The following is an 18,762-nucleotide window of genomic DNA, read 5'->3' as shown; positions in this document are numbered from 1 at the left end:
ATACTACATGATGAGACGGTTTGCCGATGTGGATGAGTGATGAAGCAGTTGCGGTCACCAGTCATCCACATCGGCAAACCGTCTCATCACTAATTTCCGCCCTGACCGAGGGCGGCCGCACTATTTTGGGTAGTACCAAAGATGCGACAGCTTTGAAATTCAGGATCGACGGTGATATAAACATCAGCAACCGACTTTCGGAACCACTCATCAATAGCGCGGTTCTTTTTGTTGGTTAACACAATGTTCTGGAGTTTTTCAAAATCAATCTTGAAATCGGCCGTGTGGGGCGCTACTTTACTCTTGAAATACAATATTCGTACCGCACTTTTACCGTCTTCAGTACGGTAAGGCAGTGGAGCCGAAATACTACCCACTTTCATCGTGTCGAGCATCTGAAACATCGCGTATTCCATCGTGCCATCCATAGCCAGACGGCTGCTTCCCGATTGTGCATCGCGAATAAGGCCACCAGCGTCGGCTGTGCTTTTGTCTTCTGAAAAATCGTGGGCAGCCTTATCAAACTTTATCGAATCGGCAACGATAAGTGTCCGTAAACTATCCAGATAATGGGATGGACCTGTTAAATCCAGTCGATTATAATCGGGCCGGATCAGGATGTGCCGGGCGTGATATTCGGCTCCTCGGGTTTCCAGTAACTGAATGAGGTGAAGACCAAAATCAGATTCAACAACATCTGAAATGTCGTTCGGTTTTAGTTTCAGAGCTGCTCCTTCAAAAGGGGCTACCATCGCTCCCCGCTTGGCAAAGCCGAGGTCACCGCCGTTCTGGGCAGAACCAACGTCTTCTGAATTTTCTTTGGCTAATTTGGCAAAATCTTCACCCGCCTGAACACGCTTTTTGAGATCCAGCAATTTCTGGCGCAGCACCTCTTTTTGCTCTTTGGTCGGTTTCGCAAACCGAACAATTTGCCCAACTTCAACGTCGGCAGGCATGTAAGGCAGACTGTCTCTCGGAATAGCATCGAAGAATTTTCGAACGTCACGAGGAGTTACCTTCATGTCGGTCGTGATCTTCTGCTGCATTTTCTGAACAATTTTCTGATCTTTCACCTGCTGGCGAAGTTCACTTTTGAGCATCTCCAGGCTTTTTCCGTAGGCTTCAATGATGTTTTTCTCGGAACCAAACTGCTGGACCATGTATTGCATCCGCTGGTCGAGTTCGCTATCTACGATCTTGTCATCGACTACAACGGAGTCAATTTCCGCTTTCGCCAGCATCATTTTGTTGATAACCAGACTTTCCAGTAACTGACATTTCTGGGGAGGAGTTTGATTCTGGCCAACATAAGATTGGTAAGATTCTTCAAGATCAGACCGAAGAACGTAGTAGTTATCGACCTTTGCAATGATCTTATTCAGGCTTACACCCTGACCCTGGCCAAAGACCGGTGCGGTCAGAAACCAGCCCATCAAAACGATGTAAGCACTACAGATTACTTTTTTCATGATCTAAATATACGCACAGAACCCAAATAGCTCTGAGTTTTAAGGAAATTTAAGACGTGATTCTTGATTTAAGTGGTTAGATTTCGGACGTTGGACACTGGACTTTCCGTTTCTACTAATAGAAATTTAACCGCTGTTCTTTTATCGTTTACTTCGCTAGTTTCCGGATTTCGTCTTCGTTCACTTTCACGGGATACTTTTGTCGAAGCTGAGCAATCCATTGTTGTTCGAGTACCGTCTGATAGTCGTTAATGACTGCACCCCTGGCCTCAGCAAACGTTTTACCCCGCGCCTGGTCAAGGCGACTGATCGTTATCGAAACAGATTTTCCATCCCGATTAAACGTTGTTGTGCCTTCCTTCCACTGATCGATACTGTCCAGAAATGGATTGTTCCCTTCCGCAAAAATGCCTTCGGTAACCGTTACGGCTGGATTGCCCGAGGGAATCTGATGGTTACTGTTCAGAACTTTCGCAATGTCGGCCTTGGCATTCGAAAAATACTGAAACGAAATTCGGCGCTGAACCCCTGTGTCTTTGGTCGCATCAGTTGTTCGACGGGGTGGCGCGCCCTGGTAATCCTTCTCCGCAATGCGATTCAGCGAAATACCGCTCTTCTGTAAATAACTGACAACGGCTCGAATCCGACCCGCCGAAACAGAATCGCGTTCTGTCGCATCATGTGCCCCCGATACTTCAACAACATAGTCGGGATTGCGGGCAAGAGTCACCAAAACGTCATACATATTATCCCGCTGCAGGGCAGCCAGAGCTGTTTGGTTACGGTCATAAAGCAAATCGGGCGCCGACCGTTTGAGTTGGTAGGGCGGTTTGCCGGCCAGCATTTCGCGGGCTTGTTTCAGCAAATCGTCGTTCTGAGCCACGATGATCGTTGCGACAGCACGTTCGGGGAAACGGTATTTATCTTTGTTTTGGTCAAAGTACTGCCGTTGCCCTGTTGAGTCCGTCATCGATCGTTCCCATACGTTTTGCTCCATTACCTGCGAGAGCAGGACACCATCCCGAATCTCGTTGAGCAGCGAACGAAATTCTGATGATTTTTTGTCCAGATTCGCTTCTTCAGTAGCAATTAACTGATCGCCTTCAAACCGGTCGAGTAATCGGCGCATCGAAACCGCAGGTGAGCCCGTAGAAGGTGTGACGGGATTCGTAGTGGCTAAAGCCGGATTGCGTTGGGGCAGCTGTTTCTGACGCACATAAGCGAAAAACTGGTTGGTTGTAACGGGCTTACCGGAGATCGTAAAAAGGGGTTTATTCTGCAAGGCAGGATCAAGTGGTTCAGAGTAGCGCCATTGGCCACGCAATAGATTGCTATCGGCTTTGGCTAATGCGGTTTCAACTACCACTTTATCCTCTTGGATCGCGTACTCTTTCTTTAGCCGTTGTACAGTCGCCTGCCGCAATACATCCGCGCGGGTATCGGTCATCACGCGCTGACGTAGCGAAGGGGCCAGATCTGCATAAGGCTCCAGCCCTTTACGTTCAACGAGCTTAATGATATGCCAGCCATAGTTTGTGCGGACAGGTTTCGAAAGCTCACCCGGTTTGGTTAAGCCAAAAGCAGCTTCTTCAAAAGCGGGGACTTGCTTATCGACGCCAAAGATTGGTAGCAATCCGCCGTTTGATCGGGAGGTTACATCGTCAGATACTTCCTGACAAACGGTTTCAAAGGCTTCTCCTTTTTGCAGGCGGGTATAGGCCGCATCGATACGATCCTGGGCGGCTTTTTGGCCCGCTTCGTCCGCACTGGGACTCAGACGGACCAGAATATGGGCAACCCGTAGTTTCCCACGGCTCGGTCGGCGGTTGTTGACCTTAATCAGATGATACCCCGATCGTGACCGAACAGGCATCGAAACCTGGCCCACGGGCGTCGTATAGGCTACTGTTTCAAGTGGATAAACGAGCGAAAAGGCAGTAAGGTAGCCCAGATTTCCACCATTGGGCGCTGTCTGGCTATCCTGTGAATTATTGCGGGCCAGTGTAGCAAAATCAGTACCAGCCAGTGCCTGTTTGCGAATTGACACCACCTTTTGGTAGGCTGCAAGTGTATCGGCCGGAGCGGCATCTTCTACAACCGAAACCAGAATATGCGAAGCATTTATTTCCTCCTGCATCCGCTGGTAGGCTTCGGCCGACAGGGATTCGACCAGCACTTTGTCGGTCAGATACGACTGGGCCAGTTGCTTTCGGTAGGTGTTCATTTCCTCCCGAAAAGCTTCGGTGGTGTCGCGTCCTTCTGTCTCAGCGGCCAGTACTTTAAGTTTCAGATTGGTGTACAGGTCGAAGTAATTCTTAACGTCGGTTCGTTGGGCAGAATCGGACGAGAACTGATTTTTAGTAAACGACTGGAAGAAATCGTCAGTGGTGAAAGCTTTGTTCCCCAGCGTCAGAATAATCGGCTGTGGGGGCGTTTGCTGAACCACTGGTGCGGTTGTTTTGCAGGCTGTTACGGCAAGTGCCAGCAAGATACCGCCTGTGAATTGGCGCATAGCGTCGGGATAGAAAATTGATTTATGGGGTTACTGTCTGCTACTAGCGGTAGTACTGATTGCATACCTCAGTAGACTAAAAACCAAGTTAATGACAAAAACATTCGTTCTTCTTAAGCAACGCTACAGGCGATTGCTTATTGGCGATTGGGCTGGATTTTCACGGTTTTAAGGACAATATCATAGTCGAGATGATACTCAAAGGCGTCGCGTAGGTTTTGGCCGGTAAACACGGTGGGTACATGCACAATCCGTTGCTTTTTCTGCCGTAATTCAGCTTCATGAATCTCAACGCTGCTTTGCCCGAGCAGATCGTCGTCGTCCAACTGATCGACAAGTTGCAGGCCGATGCCCGAAGCAACCAGGCCAGCCGCCACGTATTTCAGCGGGGTCAAAACTTCTGTGGCTGTTACGACCAGTGCTGCTGGCCCTGACACGATGTTATGCACCCGGCGAACCCGGTCCAGCAGTTGCTTTGCCCGATTGTAATCGTCCACTTCAATCAGTACTAGTGACGCAACAATACGACCGTTGCGAGGTAATTCCAGACTGATGGGCAACGCTTTGGCAGAACCGGCTGCCCGAAGGTCGAGCTGTTGGCCTTTCTGCATTGGTTCTACACCCCAACCGCCATTGACAACCGATACGGGTTTGTTTTTGGCGTCATAACTCGTCATGGAATAGGCCATCATCAATTCATCACGACGACTAACAGTTTCTTCCAGATTTACTGCTTTCAGCAAATGTGGTGTTAATTCGGCGGTGAACGCGGTTTGCCTGGCACATCCACTCAAAACGAGTGAAAGCGTGAACGAGATAAAGAGTGAACAGATTCGCATAAATTAAGTCGCTCAGGAGGGTATTTCGTCGACGATGGACTCGCCCGACGATTCGTCACCACTGGTCCATTGCCAGCGTTCATGCAGCCGAATGCGGCCATCTGGCAGTTTTTCGGGTGTTGATCGACACCGACCTGTCATCAATTCGCCCTGTGTGTTGACATGCTGGTAGCGCATATCCAGGCTTTGATCGTCCTGAACAGTGGCAATCAGAAACCCTTTCACAATGGCTCCACCCTCATAATCTGCCCAAACGAGCTGGCCTTGCTGGTGGTAATGGAACACGGTTTCACCACTGACTTCGCCATTATCGCTGTTGGCAACGGATCGAAACGTTTTGTTATCGTACATAGATTCGTCAGACACTAGGTTCCTGTTGGCTCAGACAATGAAAACTGCCCAGACCCCAGACAATATCGGTCGAGTCGATGCCAATTACCTGGCGGTCGGGAAAACACTGGCCGATGATGTCTAATGCTGGCTGATCTTTATTGCAGCGGAACGTTGGAACAATAACCGATTTGTTGGTTATGAGAAAGTTGGCATACGAAGCCGGTAGCCGCAGCCCATCGCTCACTACCGGATCGGGCATGGGCAGCTCAACGATGGTCAGTTGTTTGCCATTCAGTAACCGCATCTGCTTTAGTTCCTGATGGATTTCCTGAAGAAATGGGTAATTGGCGTCGTTTTGATTTGGCTCATAGGCAGCCAGCACCGTATCCTCGTTCACAAAACGGACCGTATCGTCAATATGCCCGTCGGTATCGTCGCCAACGATACCCTCTTCTACCCAAAGCACTTGCTGAACACCGTAGTAATCGCAGAGGTATTGTTCAATTTTAGCCTGCGTCAGATGACTGTTGCGATTTTGGTTGAGCAGGCAGGCCCGACTCGTTAGTACAGTTCCGGCTCCATTGAACTCAACCGAACCGCCCTCCATAATGATGCCTGGAGTCACGTAGTCCAGACCACGATAATGGGCAATCTCAACTGGAATCAGATCGTCACGGTCGAAAGGTGGATACTTGCCCCCCCACGCATTATAACCCCAATTCACGATCATCCGTTGTTTATTCGCCGGATTGATCAGAAACGCGGGGCCATGATCACGACACCACGAATCATTGGTCGGGTGGGGCAGGAGCGTGATCCGATCCATGTTTACACCAGCCGCCAGCAGACGCAGTTTGGCCGCCTGAATCACAATGTCGTTGTGGGCATTGATGCAGACCTGTTCGCTGTCAGAAATGGCCTTAATGAAATCGATGTAAGCTGGAAACATCAATTCCTGGCGCTCGTTGGTCCACGACGCTTCGGTATGTGGCCAGCTCAACCAGGTTGCTACGTGGGGATGCCACTCGGCCGGAAAGAAAAAGCCCTCACGGGCAGGAATCAGGGACGTTTCGGATGAAGAGGTCAAAGACATGAACGTTGGTACTACAACAAATTGATCGGGCAAAGGTACGAAATACGGGTGGGTCAATGAACCGTTTTATTGACCACTTCGCGTATAGCGTCTACAGTTAGCCCAATAAAGTCATCGACAATCAGCGATGCTCCGGAACCGGCTAGCTCATTGCGGGTTAGGGTAGTTGCAACGGCGATAACAGCCATACCCGCCCGAAGTCCTGCCTGAATACCCGCAAACGCATCTTCGAAAACCACACATCGCGCGGGTTCAACGCCTACTTTTTCGGCTGCTTTCAGATAAATTTCAGGATGCGGTTTGCCATGTTTAACCAGGCTTGCATCAACGACGGTGTCGAAATAAGGTCGGAGTAATAGGCCGTCAAGTGTAAAGTGCACATTGCTCATCGGTGCCGACGTACCAACGGCTGTCGGAACATTCCGGGCTTTGAGAGCCTCTAAAAGCGTGATCAGGCCTGGTGCTGGCTGGAGATGAGGGCGATAGAGCTCCCGATAAATGGCTTCTTTTTCTTCCGTTAGAACGATAAGTTCGCCGGGTTCAATTGGGCGCTGGAACACATAGGCCATGGCATCGGCCGATACGCGGCCGTTGATATGGTCAATGTATTGATCTCGGGTTAATGGAATGCCTTTGTGTTGCGCAAACTGAAGCCAGGCATTGATATGAAAGTCAGTGTTATCAACTATGACGCCGTCCATATCGAAGAGGGCGGCAAACGGAGCATCGGGCATGGGGAAGAAATGGATGGAGGTACAAAGAAAGCAGATTGTTGCTTACGCTGCATCGTCCATGGCTTGTGTTGCGGGGTTTTCCGGCAAAATGTCACCTGCCAGAACCGCTGCTTCGTGAAGTAATTCCGTCGCTACCAATTCATCGGTCACTGTTTCGATGCGGGTATCAAACAGGTCTTCGACCTCATCGGCTGACTTCAGACCAACCAGAAGCCGACCAACATACAGGAGGTTAAGCGAGAATCGGAGTTCGGGAAGGGCGCGGCTGTGCCGGGTTTGGGGTTCATGTTGCATGGTACCTGATTAACAACTGCCGCACCGAAAAAGTACCTTTAACGGAACAGACACCTATAATTCCTTAATTTTTAAGTTTCGGAAGTAAATAGGGGCTCCTGCATGTTTGCCCTGTAAACCAATGAACCCATGTAAAGGAAGGTCTGCAGCGGGTTTATTGAGCCAGGCCGGAACATCAGAACCATCAGGGTTTTTCTTTGTCGAGGTGAATTTTGTCAGATCAATCGTATTCACCAGTTGGTTGTTTAGGACGATGTAAATCATTTTGCCCTGGCAAGTCAGCGTATAGCGATTCCATTCGCCGGGCTTTTTAACAACGCTTTTGGTAGGGCCCTGATGGCCGAAGAAAGCCCCGCATTGCCAGTTTGTGGGCGATTCTGCCCATTTCTTGGCATGATCGTCGGCAATCTGAATTTCGACCGAGTTCGGAATCCAGTTGGTGGTGTCGCTGCAATGCACCACAACGCCACTGTTGGTGCCATCGGCCGTTTGAAAAAATAAATCAAGTATAAAGTCATTATAGGGCTTGGCCGTCCAGATTGATTTATCGGCGGTTGCGGTCAATACACCTTCCTCGAAACTCCAGACACCTTTCGGATAGCCAGCGTCAGAAAGATCGCGCTCAAAGAGTGGTTTCCAGCCAGCTCCGTTTGTATTTGGGTGGCCGGTAGGAGGTGTTTGGGCAAAAAGCTGAATAGTTAAGGCTACCAGCCAGCCCGTCAATAGCAAGCACTTCTTCATGGAGGTTAAGTTGTTGCAGTCTGATAACTGGGACTTTCGCTGTGAAGCGTGCCACCGCAGCCGCGGACGGTCGCAACGGCGGACCGTGGTTATTTGTTCGCCATTAGTAACCGTGGCATGCTTCACAGCGAAAGTCCCAGTTACAAAGAAAGTCGTTTAACTACAAAGGCCCATCGTATGCAGAGAATTAATTTCTTTACATACGATGGGCCTTTACCCGTGAGTGATGGTCAGATCAAGGTGAATCGATCGAGTATTATTGCACCCTGCATCGATTCAGGCTTAAACTAAGGCTACCTGGTCACCAGGTTGATGCTGACTTTGAGAAGCATCACTCTGGCGGAAGCTTTTCATAATCCAGCCACCGCCAATAACATCGTCGCCTTCGTAAAAAACAGCGGCCTGACCGGGTGCAATTGCCGAAACGCCTTCATGGAAAAGCACTTCGATTTTATCATCGGAAAGCTGCGAAATAGTGGCTGGCGTACCCGCATCTTTGTACCGTACTTTGGTGACCGTTTCGAGCGGACCAGCAATATGATCGTATTTCTGGAGATTCAATTTGCTGACAAGCATTCCATCACGATACAAATCTTTATCTACGCCTAAAACCACCTCGTTCGTATCTTTCCTGATTTCAGTCACGAACATGGGCTGACCAAAAGCCATGCCCAGGCCTTTTCGCTGGCCAATGGTATAAAATGGATAACCCTGATGTTTGCCCAACACTTTGCCGGTGCCTTCCAGCACGAAATTGCCGCCAGCTACCTCCGTTTCCAGACCAGGCACTCGACGTTTCAGAAAACCACGGTAGTCATTATCGGGCACGAAACAGATTTCATACGATTCTGACTTTGTGACAAGTTCAATAAAGCCCCGTTCTTTAGCCATTTCGCGTATTTCGGATTTGCGAAGGTGCCCTAGTGGTAGTTTTGTCCGGCTCAGGCTTTCCTGCGATACACCCCAGAGCACGTAAGATTGATCTTTGAGGGTATCAACGCCTTTTGAAATAATATGCCGGCCATTTTCTTCCCGAATGTGGGCGTAGTGACCAGTGGCAATGGATTCGCAATCAAGCCGATCGGCCCGACGAAGCAGGGCATCCCATTTAATGTGGGTGTTACACAAAACGCATGGGTTCGGGGTTCGGCCTTCAAGGTATTCGCCCGTAAAGTGGTCGATCACATAATCGCCGAACTCTTCGCGAATGTCCAGAATGTAGTGTGGGAATCCCAGACTTACGGCAATGTTGCGGGCGTCGTTGATGCTGTCGAGACTGCAACAGCCGGTTTCTTTCTTTGTACCGCCCGACGAGGCATAATCCCATGTTTTCATGGTCATGCCGATTACTTCATAGCCTTCTTCGTGCAGCATAACCGCTGCCAGTGAGGAGTCAATGCCGCCACTCATGGCGACTAAAATGCGTCCGTGTTTGCTCATAAAGATCTGCCAGGATTCAAAGTCCTGCGATTTGTCGTTTTATATGGGTCTATTTGTGTCAGTATGGATTGATTATCAATAAGTTGAAATTCTTGCCGAGCCATATTAAAGCAAGAAAAACCATACTTTGTTGTACCCAAAAGTGTTATCTTTGATCTGGTTGATCCTTACAACAGATACGGGCTAACATTAGCCAACGCATATTCATTCAAAATAACGCAATAATTTTATGGCGTCCTCATTCAACGTTGTCTTGCGGTAAGAGACCAATAACGGTTGGGTGAACTGGCCAAGTATAAAAAAATGTCAGTGTCGGGCCTCGAGTGACAGGTTGCACGTTTCAGAGGTAAGGTTTTTTGCTCGTTCGGCAGGTCTCGACTGACCGGACAGGTTTAGAATTAGTTAAGTGGTAATTCAAGCTCATTCAACCAGGCAAATCAATGAAAATCAAACACATTTACCTGCTTTTAGTGCTGATCGCCGTAGCCTTTGTCGTAGGCTGTTCCAAAAAGAATGACGATCCTGTTGCACCCGACTTGGCAACTTCAGCCGCCGGAACCTACGTCGTAAATAGCATAACTCAGTCAACATCAACAGTTGCTATACCATCCAGTGCAAATTATACGATGACTTTAAACCGCGTAAGTAATAACGTGGTGGATATGGTATATAAAACATCCTTAACGGGTTCCAGCCTTATACCAAGCGTACCACTCAGTGGGACACCGGCTGTGATCACTTTTCAAAAATCATATTCCATCACGGCTACTGCGAATGGAAATGCGAATGGTGACATTACGAATGGTATACTAACCTTCAATACAGTTGAGGGGGGAGTGACGTATAAAATTGTTGCCAAAAAGTGAAGATTGCCAGGTTCTGGCAGCTAGTAGGAGAAATGGACGAGGCTTGACTCCCTATGCCAGCTAAGTATGTTGATTTTTAATAAACCCTAAAGAAAGCAGCTTTGGATTGAACTATTAAAAGACCCTTTTATTCGACGACTAGTTGCGCTTTTTGGCTCTAATCACAAATTGTTTACTTTGGGGTTAGGGCAATATTTTTTCGGGCGATTCAGAAGAAAAATAGACCGATATGGAACAACGCTCCCTTTTGAGACGAAGGAGTTATCAAATAGCTGCTACTTTAATGGGGCGTATAAAGCGACAGTGAAATAGGGAAAGGTAGCGTCATTTTAATTAGTTATCCCATATTGAAGCGCTAAGGGTATACCTGTGGAATGTTTGGAAGCAAAGGCCCCTGGCGATACATATTCGAAATCAAGTTTACGGCCACCCTCCTTTTGAAAATATTCCTGTCGGATGTGGTAAAAGCCTTTCTTTAACGGGACGATATACGATGCGCCCAGTGCTTCTCCCCCGTGTTGCCCGTCATAATCGATTAGCAAGCGATTTTCCAGGTAAAACTTGAAGCCATCGTCCGCATCGATAGCGAAAAGGTAATACCCATCTTCTTGTATTTTGAGTTGCCCCCAAATGGCCAGCCCAAAATTGATCTGCCGGGGCAACTTGTCAAGGCCGAAGCTCGTATCGATCCTGCCTGTTTTTACAGGCTTGAGGATTGTAAAATCCGGCAATTTGCTCCATGAGCCCTCATAATAGGCATAATTGAACCCTCCCGGTTTCATAAAGCGATCCAGCTTGCCTGGCGGTAAATAATCACTAGTCACGAAATTCCCCGAAAAAGACTCGTCGCTACTGGGCCGCTGGGTCATACGCCGGATGATAACTTTGGCTGGACCGGTTAAGATGTTTTCTTTTTTGAATTGAGCAGAGGATCGCGTTGGCTCAGTCCCATCGGTGGTATAGCGTACATTGGTCGTATCGGAAAGTTCCCAAAGGCTGATCGGCTTGTTCTTTAACAGCATCCCGTTCATCGGATGAAAGACGATCCCGCCCTTATGATAGTTCGGGTAACTAAATTTGAGCCCATCATAGGCACTTTTAAGTCGTACAGTGCCGTGCGATTCATCCGGGTAGGCGACTAGTTTCCAAGTAAGTGTGGCCGGTGCATACGTTTTGAGTATACTATCCATTTGCGGGATGCGCATATCGTTCATTCCCGATCCTTCTCTGCCCGTAACGTACAACATTCTGTCGGATACCTTCAAGGTGGTCAATTTGGGTGGAACCATCTTGAGTATCACGTTATTATCCCACCAATAGCTGGGATCGGCCGCGATATATGAGTTGAAAAGCTGCGGCTCAGCCAGCAAAGCATAGGTGACAAAAAGCCCACCAAAGGAGTGGCCAAACAAGGTGTTTTCGCCGTCGGATGGATACGTTTTATTGATGTAGGGTATCAGCTCCTTCTTGAGAAAGTTTAGAAACTGATCCGCACCACCCGAGGTCTGGTTACTTTGGTTATGAGTGGGTAGAAAATCCCGGTTCCGATCTGTATTGAATATACTGACAATGATATTGTGCGGGATTCGACCTTCTTCACCAAGAAGCTGCTCTACATCAGAGAGGAGTTTGGTGTTCCAGTCCCCGTCGAGCACATAGATCACGTCATATTTTTTCTTTGAAGCCGCATCGTATCCTATTGGCAGAACCACCTGAAAATACCGTTTCTCCTTTAGTATTTCCGAGTGGATTGAATCCCGTTTTCCGGGAACTTGCTGGGCCATTATCTGGCAGCTCCCCAACCAAACTAGCAAAAAGAGGGTAACGGCCTTTTTCATCATCAACATCATGTTTACGGGCTTTTTCGAGAAGATGCTACGAGTACTAGGTTGGTTGCATATCAGCATAATATGAAACACATTCCTTTGTCTGACACTCTATCAGGCTTAAAATGATTTTGTATAGGATAGTTACTTATTCTCAAATAAGGCACTTCCTCGCAACGAAGGAGTCTTCATGTATCTACTTCTCAAATGGCCATAGAGAGACGAATCAGCAGACCTGCTACTACAAACGTAGCAAGTCCAATCTGGTGCTGATTCTGTAGCCGGTGAACTAACTCATGGGCTTTGATCAGGAGGAAGTCATCGAGCAGGATAAGGCGCCGGGCTTAATTGTAAAGCAGGGTACTGAAACGCAAAGTGCCCGCTGGTGCGTGTTGCTATCGGGCATTTGGCTTCCTAGCTCAGTCAGTAATAAGCCTAAGCTGTTCTATAGAAAGCAAATGAGGTACTCATGCAGGGCTTGAAAGGGCTCCACGAAGCTCCGGTCAAGGAGTCGATCTAACCGCTGCGTGAGTGTGTAAACGAATTCTTGCAGTCGCCGGTGAAAATACGGTGCTTGCTGACTGACATCCTGGGTTGAGATACCGATTTTTTATCGAGTCCTTGGCTATAAGAAAACCTTCCGGTTAGTAGTTGGCACGGCACAGGTCGCCCTGCACTACTTTCGGAAGGTTTTCGCTTTTGAGGCAATCCCTCAAGCTTCGGGATGACTTAGGTTAGGAGCGTAAAACCTTGACCTGACGGCTATGCGGTAGTGATGCCGGGCTTCTTTGTTTACTAGACCTATCAATTGTTTATTTTTCCACTAGTTCGGGTTTTTTCAGGCAAGCAAATACTTCGCGATAAAATTCGGGATGCGATTGCCAGGTCTGCCCTGTTACTATGTTCCGATCACGGATGGCCTGTTGGGTAGAATACGTTCCACCACCCATTTCAATTTCAGTGCGTACATGTTCGTAGGCTGTTAGCGTTCGGTTGTTCGCTAAACCGGCCGTGACCAGAATCTGTATCCCATGACAGATGGCAAAGATCCATTTACCCTGCCGGTCAAATTCGCGGACTATCTCTAGCAGAGCAGCATGGTTACGAAGGTATTCAGGGGCGCGGCCACCTAACAGTAAAATCGCGTCGTAATCATCTACTATTACCTCCTTTATCGTCAGATCTGAATCCATACAATAGCCGGGCCGCTCGATGTAAGTATCCCAACCAGGCTCAAAATCGTGCATAACCAGGTTAAGTCTACGTTTGCTGGGGGCGGCAATCACGGCCGTATCACCTTCTTCCTGAAAGCGGTGAACGGCATAGAGGGTTTCGTAACTTTCGCCACCATCGCCGGTAACGATTAAAATTTTTCGATTCATAGATGTAAGAATTTAGAACATAGGGTAGAAATATAGCTATTTTGCCAACTAACTTTCTACTCTTTGCTGGCGTAAGCCTTTAGGTTTGTCATTTTATTTTCGGCAAAAAATACCTGTCTTTGCGGATTAAGGGGTACATTGATTAAAAAAAAGCAGGGTCCTTTCAATGTGTGTTTGCCAGTAATCCCAGGCATGTGCCCCGGCAAACTCCTCGTAGATGTGATCAATGTGGTGTGCAACCAGCGATTCGTGTAGGCTCCGGTTGGCGGACAATAACGGATCGTCTTCGCCACAGTCGAAGCGGAACGGTGGCAGAATTGCCTTGTTTTTCAGCAGCCAGTCCAGTACACCATCCTGCTCCAGGGCATCGCGTTGTAAAGTGGCAAAATTGGCTACAAAACCATGTAACTGATCAAAATGCGTAATGGACGACAAGCCACTGAAACCCCGGAAGACCTGCGGATATTTGGCACCTAATCGTAACGCGCCAAAGCCACCCATCGACAAGCCCGTAATATAAACAGGTGAAGACGCCGTAACGTCTGAAAATTGCTCCCGAACCACTTCGATGACATCCTCCACAATCCAGGTTTCATAATTGTCATCCCGGTGAGGAACATATCCTGACCCGTCCCCAAAAAGTCCATCGGAAGGCATTACCAGCACCATTGGCCTGATTTGCCCAGCGTTAATAAGCGCTTGCGTCGTTTGATGAACGTTTCCCTGCGCCACCCAGGACCAATGGCTGCCATACACGCCATGTAACAGAATCACCAGCGGAATTCCCGACATACCTATGGCCTGAGCGGGTTGAAAAACGGTCAAGTCGGCCCGCCGGTTTAAGGCATTGCTTTTGACCGTGATAAAATGCAGCCCCTCAAAAGCTGCGATTTTAGTCGTGAAAAAACGGCTCATGATTCGAAAACGATAACGCCTTTAGCATTGCGGCCCGCGTGCATATCCGCAAAGGCTTGGTGTAAGTCAGTTAGGGCATAAGTACGGGTAACAAGCTGGTCCAGCAATAAATCGCCTTTGGTGTAGAGTTGCTGGAGAATCGGGAAGTCGATCTGAGGTCGGCATTGGCCATAAAGTGGGTTGATATAGACCTTATCCCATTCAAACAGATTCATGTCGATGCTGATTTCCTGTTCGACGCCACTAACCTGCACGGCCACGCCCGCGTTACGAACCATCGCCAGTGGAGCGGCTCCCAGAGCGGGAATGGCCGTACACTCAAAGGCATAGTCAGCCCCGCGTCCCTGCGTCATCGTTTTCACCTGTCTGGCGGCTTCCAAAAGGTTTTTATCGGATTTGTCGGCCAGCACCGTTTCGGTAGCCCCGTAGAATCGGGCCATCTCCAGCCGGCCCGGATTCACATCGACTGCGATAATTTTTGCGGCCCCGGCGATGCGAGCCCCCTGGATAACGTTCAGGCCCACCCCCCCGGTGCCTAGTACTACGACCGACGACCCGGCTTTGACCTTGGCAGCATTGACCACGGAACCATAACCGGTCATCACCCCACATCCCACAATGGCGGCAGACGGAAAGGGCATGTCCACTTGCAGGGTGACACAGGCGGCTTCCCGCACCAGTGCGTATTCGCTCATGGTGCCCAGGCCAAATGACCGCTCAATGGGTTGGCCGTTATACTGCGTAGAGGAAAGAGTGGCGTGTCCCTGGCTAACTTTATTGCCGGCGGTGACGGCTGAATTGCGTTCGCAGATGTGCTGATTACCTTCCTGGCACTGAAAGCATGTGTAACAGGGAATGGCCCAGTTAAGCATTACGGCATCGCCCACCCGAAGAGTAGTTACGGTTGGGCCGGTTTTGACGATGATTCCAGCGCCTTCGTGTCCCATCACTAAGGATTTGGCCCAGGATTGGGAATCCCAGTCGGTATGGCAGATACCAGCGGCCTTGATTTGTACCAGCACTTCATCGCCCTGCGGGTCGGTGATGGTGATGGGTTGAATCGTGTGGTTACCAATTCCATCGGCAATAGCTGCCTGACATTGAATCATGTCTTTACCGTTTTTTATATAGTGATCTTGAATTTATTCGACTATATACGAATCTATCTTGATTGCTCGGCTAACTGAGTCATCAAATTTTTAGTTGAGCGGGTCATCATCGTGTTTATGTCCTAATTCTCCTGTAAAATTCTCCTCTGTTAGCCAGATTCCTATCCTGCTATTTACCCCGAAAGTATGTTTTTTTGTCATGAGTAGCGATAGTGGCTTTCGCCTTCAATCTGAAGGTCACTACTAAGTCCACGATTAACCAAGCAACAGCCCTAAAAGTAGAATGGTCAATGGTTTCTCAAGAAACCTTTCTGGGCTTTGTAGAGAGCAGAGTTGTGCAACAGCCACGGGCGTTTTAAAAAACTTAACTCATTTTTTATAAATAATATGTCCGCAGGGTATTAATGCTGAATCAAGCTGACCGCCTATGCTAACTTTATAAAAAAGGTCTTTGTCGTTTAAGACAATTCCTGTTCGTACGGGTCCATTATCAGGCACGTGCATAAGCAATGCGGTATAGAAAAGGTACTCCTCTTTAGGATTGACCGTTTTTTGCAACCTGGTCGATTTATGAAGGCTAGTATCGAAAAAAGTTAGTAACCCTGTTGCGCCGTAGTCATACAAAGATTCTTTGGCGAGTGTCATTGTGTCTGGAGGCAGAAATAATTTAAAGTAGGAGCCGGCTGAAGATGGAATTGGGAATGAATCCGCAGGAAAATTAATGGTGAGTTCAACCGGAGAATCCGTTTCATTACTTACACGAGTCCTGAATATTCCTCGTCCAAATCGTTCCCCTGTTGGATGAGTGTAAGGTCCGCCTTTGGGTCCGCTGTTTTGTATGACGACGCCTTTGTCTTGTTTTTTACCGGAAGTGTAAAAAACAAATATCAACAACAATGCATATACGGGTAAGTATTTTATCATTAGTTCTTTTTTTATGGCCAAGGGTTTCAACAAACCTACACGTCTTGGTGCAGGGATCTAGTTAATGGTTTGTAAAAGAATGTTAATGAGATGAAAAATTCTCCAAAAGTGTACTGTCTGACCCCTCGTGAAAAGCGACCGAGCATTGGATAAAGGTCTCGTAAAAACGCTCTCTTTAATGAGAATAAGTAGCTTTAGGGATAAACTATGTTTTTTCACGGGTTGCCCCGCGCTGGCAATAAGAACCTCAAGTAGTAGAATGAGAAAAGTATTGATTTTTAAAGTCCTTACCGTTTTAGCCGGCGTAATTTTTCTTTTCAGCGGCTTTAAAGCAACAAGCCAATCGATGGGCCTGAGATCGAAGCTTGGATCAAATACTATTACATTGTCCTTGAGCAAAAATGGAGAATTGCATTACCAGGTAACACGCCGAGATAAAATCATTATTTCCGATTCTCCACTTGGCCTCAACTGTGACGATCAGAATTTTACATCTGGACTCTCAGTCGTTAACGTTTCACCCATTGAAGTAAGAAGGGAGAAATACGACTCGAAGGTAGGTAGCTTTAAAACGATAGATCATGTTTTTGAACGTAAGAGCATAACGTTTAAAAATAGGTCAGGCGCACTCATGATCATTGATTTGGTTACCGGAAATGAGGGCGTTGCTTTCCGTTACCGTTTTCCAGATCAGGATAAAAAAATTCGGGTGATCAACAATGAGATTACTGGATTTCAGATTGAAAAAAATGCGAAGGGATGGTTGCAGCCTTATAATAAAGCAGGAAAGTACACCCCAGGCTATGAAGATTTTTACCTTAAAATACATCCCGGCGACTCAATAAGCAATCCCCGTAATCCTTCTGTGGGGTGGTGTATGCCTGCCCTATTTCAGGTAAATGAAAGTAAAAACTGGGTTTTAGTTGCGGAGTCCGGAACAGATGGTTCGTATCCAGGCTGTCATTTGCAACCTGATTCAAAGGGTGGACTGTATAAAATTGCGTTTGCTGAAACAGACGAAAAATATACCCTTCCCCTGGGTGAAAACAATCATCCAACATCCAGTCTTCCCTGGATTATGCCCTGGCGAGTGATCATCGTTGGTGAACAGGCGGGGGACATCCTGTTGTCAACATTAATTACAGATTTAGCACCTGCTTCTAAAATTGACGATACCTCCTGGATCGAACCGGGCAAAGCCACCTGGTCATGGTGGTCCCATCCTGATGATCATTCACCAGAAATTTATAACCAATTCACTACTCTTGCCGCTTCTTTCGGTTTCAGCTATACGCTGTTTGATGCTGGCTGGGAGAAAGCCGACAAAGAAGGAGGGATCATAGCCAAGGCTACCTCCCAGGGGGTCAAACCAATGGTGTGGGGCTATTCGGCAGCGTATTTCGACCCAGAAAAACGAAAAAAGAGATTTAAAGAATTGGCGGCTATGGGCGTCAAAGGGGTTAAAATTGATTTTTGGTGCTCAGACAGGCAGGAGGTGATGGCTTGCCTGCAGTCACTTTTTGAGGATGCCGCTAAAGAACATTTACTGGTAAACCTTCATGGATCTACCGTTCCAAGAGGCTGGCATAGAACATGGCCAAATTTCATGACAGCGGAAGCTGTTTTAGGAACGGAGAGTTATTTTTATGAACCTAGATATCCTGATAAAGCCGCCGAGCAGAATACAGTATTGCCATTCACCAGAAATGTAGCAGGCCCGACGGACTACACACCGTTTGCACTAACCATCCGAAAATATCCCCGGTTGAACACAGCAGTTCATGAACTAGCTACTGCTATGATATATACGTCCGGCATTATTCATTTTGCGGATTCAAAAGAGGTGTTCGATTCACTCCCTGTGCCGGTTCGACAATTATTGAAAGACATGCCTGCCAGCTGGGATAAAACTGAAAGCATTGTGGCTGAACCGGGTGAGCAACTTATACTCTCTCGTCAGAAGGACCGCCTTTCTTACATTGTCGGAATAAATGGTACGAATAAAGTTGTACCTGTCAAACTTAATCTTGCCAAGTATGCAAAGGGCTTTTCTAAATTTAGAGTAATTATGGAAGGCGAAAATCCATTGATGTCGTTTAAAACGGAAACCTATCCAATCCCGTCTACCTGGCAGTACGCTTTTGCTCCCAAAGGAGGTTTTATTATCCAGTTTGTTAATGAGTAAGACTGGACGAGTTAGGCATATCGCCTTTACTGAATAATTATCTTACAAAAACGCTCCCGTTTGAGATGAAAGAGGGATCAGGTAACACTTAACTTTCGGC

The 18,762-nt window shown here is 47.7% G+C and carries 16 protein-coding genes; 2 read left to right on the top strand and 14 right to left on the bottom strand.

What is annotated here, in order from left to right; all coding sequences use genetic code 11:
* Window positions 1–89 precede the first annotated feature (89 nt).
* The 9 genes from GJR95_RS16510 to mnmA all read right to left on the bottom strand — a co-directional run bounded on the left by GJR95_RS16510 (window position 90) and on the right by mnmA (window position 9,455).
* Window positions 90–1,469 (bottom strand): peptidylprolyl isomerase, encoded by a 1,380-nt coding sequence (locus tag GJR95_RS16510; RefSeq protein WP_162386915.1) that lies wholly within the window; start codon window positions 1,467–1,469, stop codon window positions 90–92.
* Between the two features lie 148 nt (window positions 1,470–1,617).
* Window positions 1,618–3,981, bottom strand: a complete 2,364-nt coding sequence (locus GJR95_RS16505; RefSeq protein ID WP_162386914.1) for a peptidylprolyl isomerase — start codon at window positions 3,979–3,981, stop codon at window positions 1,618–1,620.
* A 137-nt stretch (window positions 3,982–4,118) separates the two neighbouring features.
* On the bottom strand, window positions 4,119–4,820 hold the full coding sequence (locus GJR95_RS16500) for a hypothetical protein (RefSeq protein WP_162386913.1): 702 nt from the start codon (window positions 4,818–4,820) through the stop codon (window positions 4,119–4,121).
* A gap of 12 nt (window positions 4,821–4,832) precedes the next feature.
* The gene (locus GJR95_RS16495) at window positions 4,833–5,171 is read right to left on the bottom strand and encodes a n-acetylglutamate synthase (protein WP_162386912.1); all 339 of its coding nucleotides are present in this window, start codon (window positions 5,169–5,171) and stop codon (window positions 4,833–4,835) included.
* Between the two features lie 7 nt (window positions 5,172–5,178).
* Window positions 5,179–6,246, bottom strand: a complete 1,068-nt coding sequence (locus GJR95_RS16490) for an agmatine deiminase family protein (RefSeq protein WP_162386911.1) — start codon at window positions 6,244–6,246, stop codon at window positions 5,179–5,181.
* 53 nt (window positions 6,247–6,299) lie between these two features.
* A complete protein-coding gene (locus GJR95_RS16485; protein ID WP_162386910.1) occupies window positions 6,300–6,980 on the bottom strand; it encodes an HAD family hydrolase in 681 nt (226 codons plus the stop codon).
* Window positions 6,981–7,022: 42 nt separating this feature from the next.
* Window positions 7,023–7,274, bottom strand: a complete 252-nt coding sequence (locus tag GJR95_RS16480) for a hypothetical protein (RefSeq protein WP_162386909.1) — start codon at window positions 7,272–7,274, stop codon at window positions 7,023–7,025.
* Window positions 7,275–7,328: 54 nt separating this feature from the next.
* Window positions 7,329–8,015, bottom strand: coding sequence for a 3-keto-disaccharide hydrolase (locus tag GJR95_RS16475; protein ID WP_162386908.1), 687 nt, complete (start codon window positions 8,013–8,015; stop codon window positions 7,329–7,331).
* Between the two features lie 282 nt (window positions 8,016–8,297).
* Entirely contained in the window at window positions 8,298–9,455 is a 1,158-nt protein-coding gene (gene mnmA, locus GJR95_RS16470; protein ID WP_162386907.1) for a tRNA 2-thiouridine(34) synthase MnmA, read from the bottom strand.
* Window positions 9,456–9,895: 440 nt separating this feature from the next.
* Here mnmA and GJR95_RS16465 point away from each other — a divergent pair, with 440 nt between their 5' ends.
* On the top strand, window positions 9,896–10,321 hold the full coding sequence (locus GJR95_RS16465) for a hypothetical protein (protein ID WP_162386906.1): 426 nt from the start codon (window positions 9,896–9,898) through the stop codon (window positions 10,319–10,321).
* A 329-nt stretch (window positions 10,322–10,650) separates the two neighbouring features.
* Here the strand turns inward: GJR95_RS16465 and GJR95_RS16460 are convergent, their stop codons facing one another.
* From GJR95_RS16460 to GJR95_RS16440, 5 genes are all read right to left on the bottom strand, one after another.
* A complete protein-coding gene (locus GJR95_RS16460) occupies window positions 10,651–12,105 on the bottom strand; it encodes an alpha/beta hydrolase-fold protein (protein WP_162386905.1) in 1,455 nt (484 codons plus the stop codon).
* 854 nt (window positions 12,106–12,959) lie between these two features.
* Window positions 12,960–13,529, bottom strand: coding sequence for a DJ-1/PfpI family protein (locus tag GJR95_RS16455; protein WP_162386904.1), 570 nt, complete (start codon window positions 13,527–13,529; stop codon window positions 12,960–12,962).
* A gap of 126 nt (window positions 13,530–13,655) precedes the next feature.
* Window positions 13,656–14,444 (bottom strand): alpha/beta hydrolase, encoded by a 789-nt coding sequence (locus tag GJR95_RS16450; RefSeq protein ID WP_162386903.1) that lies wholly within the window; start codon window positions 14,442–14,444, stop codon window positions 13,656–13,658.
* On the bottom strand, window positions 14,441–15,553 hold the full coding sequence (locus GJR95_RS16445; protein ID WP_174260210.1) for an alcohol dehydrogenase catalytic domain-containing protein: 1,113 nt from the start codon (window positions 15,551–15,553) through the stop codon (window positions 14,441–14,443). The genes GJR95_RS16450 and GJR95_RS16445 overlap by 4 nt, the downstream gene beginning before the upstream one ends.
* 369 nt (window positions 15,554–15,922) lie before the next feature.
* Window positions 15,923–16,477 (bottom strand): hypothetical protein, encoded by a 555-nt coding sequence (locus GJR95_RS16440; RefSeq protein WP_162386902.1) that lies wholly within the window; start codon window positions 16,475–16,477, stop codon window positions 15,923–15,925.
* A 259-nt stretch (window positions 16,478–16,736) separates the two neighbouring features.
* On the opposite strand from GJR95_RS16440, the gene GJR95_RS16435 reads away from it, so the two are divergent.
* Window positions 16,737–18,662 (top strand): glycoside hydrolase family 97 protein, encoded by a 1,926-nt coding sequence (locus tag GJR95_RS16435; RefSeq protein WP_162386901.1) that lies wholly within the window; start codon window positions 16,737–16,739, stop codon window positions 18,660–18,662.
* The last annotated feature ends 100 nt before the right edge of the window (window positions 18,663–18,762 follow it).

Source organism: Spirosoma endbachense (assembly GCF_010233585.1).
Taxonomy (GTDB): Bacteria; Bacteroidota; Bacteroidia; order Cytophagales; family Spirosomataceae; genus Spirosoma; species Spirosoma endbachense.
The sequence above is the reverse complement of the archived record's forward strand: the minus strand, read 5'-3'. Positions and strand labels throughout refer to the sequence as shown.

Bases quoted from the DNA above. Each gene is read 5' to 3' on its own strand.
- GJR95_RS16505 (WP_162386914.1), bottom strand. From the start codon at position 3,981: ATGCGCCAATTCACAGGCGGTATCTTGCTGGCACTTGCCGTAACAGCC.
- mnmA (WP_162386907.1), bottom strand. From the start codon at position 9,455: ATGAGCAAACACGGACGCATTTTAGTCGCCATGAGTGGCGGCATTGAC.
- GJR95_RS16490 (WP_162386911.1), bottom strand. From the start codon at position 6,246: ATGTCTTTGACCTCTTCATCCGAAACGTCCCTGATTCCTGCCCGTGAG.
- GJR95_RS16445 (WP_174260210.1), bottom strand. From the start codon at position 15,553: ATGATTCAATGTCAGGCAGCTATTGCCGATGGAATTGGTAACCACACG.
- GJR95_RS16475 (WP_162386908.1), bottom strand. From the start codon at position 8,015: ATGAAGAAGTGCTTGCTATTGACGGGCTGGCTGGTAGCCTTAACTATT.
- GJR95_RS16455 (WP_162386904.1), bottom strand. From the start codon at position 13,529: ATGAATCGAAAAATTTTAATCGTTACCGGCGATGGTGGCGAAAGTTAC.
- GJR95_RS16440 (WP_162386902.1), bottom strand. From the start codon at position 16,477: ATGATAAAATACTTACCCGTATATGCATTGTTGTTGATATTTGTTTTT.
- GJR95_RS16465 (WP_162386906.1), top strand. From the start codon at position 9,896: ATGAAAATCAAACACATTTACCTGCTTTTAGTGCTGATCGCCGTAGCC.
- GJR95_RS16460 (WP_162386905.1), bottom strand. From the start codon at position 12,105: ATGGCCCAGCAAGTTCCCGGAAAACGGGATTCAATCCACTCGGAAATA.
- GJR95_RS16510 (WP_162386915.1), bottom strand. From the start codon at position 1,469: ATGAAAAAAGTAATCTGTAGTGCTTACATCGTTTTGATGGGCTGGTTT.
- GJR95_RS16500 (WP_162386913.1), bottom strand. From the start codon at position 4,820: ATGCGAATCTGTTCACTCTTTATCTCGTTCACGCTTTCACTCGTTTTG.
- GJR95_RS16495 (WP_162386912.1), bottom strand. From the start codon at position 5,171: ATGTACGATAACAAAACGTTTCGATCCGTTGCCAACAGCGATAATGGC.
- GJR95_RS16480 (WP_162386909.1), bottom strand. From the start codon at position 7,274: ATGCAACATGAACCCCAAACCCGGCACAGCCGCGCCCTTCCCGAACTC.
- GJR95_RS16435 (WP_162386901.1), top strand. From the start codon at position 16,737: ATGAGAAAAGTATTGATTTTTAAAGTCCTTACCGTTTTAGCCGGCGTA.
- GJR95_RS16485 (WP_162386910.1), bottom strand. From the start codon at position 6,980: ATGCCCGATGCTCCGTTTGCCGCCCTCTTCGATATGGACGGCGTCATA.
- GJR95_RS16450 (WP_162386903.1), bottom strand. From the start codon at position 14,444: ATGAGCCGTTTTTTCACGACTAAAATCGCAGCTTTTGAGGGGCTGCAT.